This window comes from Streptomyces sp. ActVer (assembly GCF_027270795.1).
Classification (GTDB): Bacteria; Actinomycetota; Actinomycetes; order Streptomycetales; family Streptomycetaceae; genus Streptomyces; species Streptomyces umbrinus_A.
On record NZ_JAPWHT010000730.1, the window covers coordinates 1 to 3,054 of the forward strand.

Annotated in this window: 3 protein-coding genes; 1 reads left to right on the top strand and 2 read right to left on the bottom strand. The window is 73.1% G+C overall.

Annotated elements, in window-relative coordinates:
* Positions 1-6 precede the first annotated feature (6 nt).
* Positions 7-1,215 (top strand): hypothetical protein, encoded by a 1,209-nt coding sequence (locus O3Q52_RS51235; RefSeq protein WP_269655269.1) that lies wholly within the window; start codon positions 7-9, stop codon positions 1,213-1,215.
* 137 nt (positions 1,216-1,352) lie between these two features.
* Here the strand turns inward: O3Q52_RS51235 and O3Q52_RS51240 are convergent, their stop codons facing one another.
* Positions 1,353-1,766 (bottom strand): VOC family protein, encoded by a 414-nt coding sequence (locus tag O3Q52_RS51240; protein WP_269655267.1) that lies wholly within the window; start codon positions 1,764-1,766, stop codon positions 1,353-1,355.
* 116 nt (positions 1,767-1,882) lie between these two features.
* A complete protein-coding gene (locus tag O3Q52_RS51245) occupies positions 1,883-2,773 on the bottom strand; it encodes a neutral zinc metallopeptidase (RefSeq protein ID WP_269655268.1) in 891 nt (296 codons plus the stop codon).
* Positions 2,774-3,054: the final 281 nt, after the last annotated feature.

Consider the following 3,054-nt stretch of genomic DNA (forward strand, 5'->3'; position numbering starts at 1 on the left):
TCCGTCCTGAGCCCGGCCAAGGACCGCGAGGGCACCGCTGCCGGCGGCACCCCCGAGGGCGCCGGCACGCTCTCCGACGCGACCGCCCAACGGGCCGCCACCGATCTGGCCCTGACCCCGGCTCAGGCCCGCGCGGACTGGGACACGGCACGTCTGGCGGGCCTCGTCGAGGTGCACGGCGGCATCGCGCGCCCCGGCTGGCGGCTGCGCGCCTGGAACCGCGACGACAGTGCGGTGCTGCGCGGCTGGGTCGCCCTCTTCGACGCCTGGTCGATCGCCCACCCCGGCCCCGACGGACGGGAGCCCGCCGCCGTCGCCGAGGTCGTCTCCGCGATGCCTCAGGTCCTCTCCTTCCTCCAGCTCTCCGCGGGGCCCGTCCCCGTACCGCAACTCCTCGACCTGCTCGAACAGCGCGTCACGGAACTGCGCACCGAGCGCTGCGAGATCCCCTACGGCCCGCAGCCCGAGCCCGTCGAGAGCCCCGCCGAGGACACCCCGCTGGCCCCCCTCCTCGACTGGGCGCTGCACGCGATCGCCGACGTGGGCGCCCTCACCTGTGCCGACGGCCAGGCCACCCTCACCCCGCTCGGCAGCTGGGCGGTCTGGGTCAAGCTGGAGCAGATCTGCGTCGCCGCGCAGAGCCCCGCCGGGAACATCGAGCAGGGCGCCGAGGACATGCTCCGCGGCTGCGCCCAGCTGCGGCCGAACGCGGCCCGCGCCGAGTACCGCGCCTGGCTCGCCGCCCGCCCTGTCGGCAGCGCCGTCACCGAACTCCTCGACGCCGCCCGCGGCGAGGACGCCCTCCTGCGCGGACTCGCCTTCGAGGCCCTGCGCGTCGTCGGAGCCCCCGCCGAGCCCGATGTCCGCTCCGTGTCCGACGAGACCCATCTGCGGCCGTACGCCCTGCTGTGGCTCGCCGAGCACGACGGGCACGACCCCGAGGACGCCCACGAGGTGCTGACCCGCGAGGAGGCCACCTGGCTGTGGGTCGACACCGCCGCGGCCGTCGCCGACCACGGTGAAGCCCCGCTTCTCGTACGGCACTTGGAGTCCGCCGTGCAGCCGACCGTGCCTTCGCTGCTCGACGAGGTGCGGGCGGTGGGGCATCCGCGCACCGTGCAGGTGCTGGTCGCGCTTGCCGCCGCCCATCCGGATCCGGCGCTCGCGAAGGCCGTGCGGCGGGCTGCGTTCCAGGTGCACACCGGGGGCAGCTAGCCGCTCCGCGGAGGCCGTCGGGGGCGCGTGTTCGGGTGCGGGTCCGCTGTGGCTGGTCGCGCCCACGCGGCGGAGCCGCATATCGGCACAGCCCCGCGCCCCTTACGGGGCCCGGGGCGCGGGCGGGCCCAATCGCGTCAGGCCGTTATCTCCGGGGTGTACGTGCCGAAGCTCCAGATGTTGCCCTCGATGTCGCGGGCCATGTAGTCCCGGGAGCCGTAGTCCTGGTCCGTCGGGGGCATCAGGATCTCCGCCCCGTGGGCGACGGCCTGCTGGTGGTGTGCGTCGATGTCGTCCACGACGACGTACACCCCGGTGTGCGTCGAGCCCTTCATCGCCTCGTCGAAACGGCCGCCGGTGCCTCGGGAGCCGAGCATCACCGCGCCGTTGCCCTGCACCAGCTCGGCGTGCAGGACCTTGCCGTCCTCGCCCTCGTAGACCGAGGCCTCGCTGAAGCCGAAGGCCTCCGTGAGCTGTTTGATCGCCGCCTTCGCGTCCGTGTACAGCAGTGTCGGGTAGATGCTCGGGCGCCCGCCGTCCGTGCCTGCCATGCCGATCACTCCCTCTGGTCCCGGTGCCGGAACATCGCCTGAATGTGACCTGCTCCACAGTCTTGCACCCGGCACTGACAACGCCCTCCCGAGCCGGTTCGGCAGATTTCGTCGGCTCAGCGGAAGGTGTTGCACCGCGCCATGTCGCCCGTGCGGTAGCCCTCGTGGAACCACTGCTGCCGCTGCTTCGCCGAACCGTGAGTCCAGGACTCGGGTGTCACCCGGCCCTGGTACCGCTCCTGGATCCGGTCGTCGCCCACGGCGGCCGCCGCGTCCAGCCCGTCACGGATGTCGGCGTCCGTGAGGCTGGTGATCAGCGGCCTGCCCGTCGACTCGTCCTTCGTGGTCGTCGCGTGGTGGGCCCACACGCCGGCGTAGCAGTCGGCCTGCAGCTCGACCCGCACCGCGTTGCTGGTCGCGCCCGTCCGGCCGTCCTGGGAGCGGCTCAGCGTCCCCATCAGGTCCTGCACGTGGTGCCCGTACTCGTGCGCGACCACGTACGCCTGCGCGAACGGTCCGCCGCTCGCGCCGAACCTCGTCCGCAGCTCCTCGAAGAAGCCCAGGTCCAGATAGACCTTCCGGTCGGCGGGGCAGTAGAAGGGCCCGACCGCCGACGTCGCCGCGCCGCACGCCGTGCCGACCTGATTGCCGAAGAGGACGGTCGGCGACCGTGTGTACGTACCGCTGCGGCGCTCGAACTCCTGCGCCCAGAAGTCCTGGACGCTGTTGACCACCGCGACGGTGCGGCAGTCCTCCCTGGCGTTCGCGTCCCGGCCCGTACGGCACGTCTGCTGGACCTGGCCGAGGGACGAGGCGGTCGCCGCGGGCTCCTCGTCGCCGGAGGACAGGCCCAGCTGGTCGGGGCCGACGCCGAAGAAGAGCCCCAGCAGGAGCGCGATCAGAGCGGCCGCGCCACCGCCGACGGTCGCCCTGCCGCCGGGGATCCGACTGCCCCGTACGTCCTGCATCTCGGAGGTGTCCAGATCGGCGTCGTCGTCGAACTGCATGGGCGCACCACCCTCTGCGGACGTCGTCCCCTGGCGTCATCCTCGCCGGGCTCCCGGAGCGCGGCGCCGGGCGGAGGGCCGAACGGGGGACACCTCGCCACCGGCCGGCCGTGTCATGACGGGGGTCGCGGCCGGACCCCTCCGACATGGCTACGCTCTGCGCCTGTTCAGCGGGCCCTAGGGCCTGTCTGACAATTCCCGTCTGCCTCGCGACGCCATGCACGCACTCTCGCCGCACCGGGCGCAGACCCAAGTACGTCCAGTACGAGGATCTACGCCCG

Bases quoted from the DNA above. Each gene is read 5' to 3' on its own strand.
- O3Q52_RS51245 (WP_269655268.1), bottom strand. From the start codon at position 2,773: ATGCAGTTCGACGACGACGCCGATCTGGACACCTCCGAGATGCAGGAC.
- O3Q52_RS51240 (WP_269655267.1), bottom strand. From the start codon at position 1,766: ATGGCAGGCACGGACGGCGGGCGCCCGAGCATCTACCCGACACTGCTG.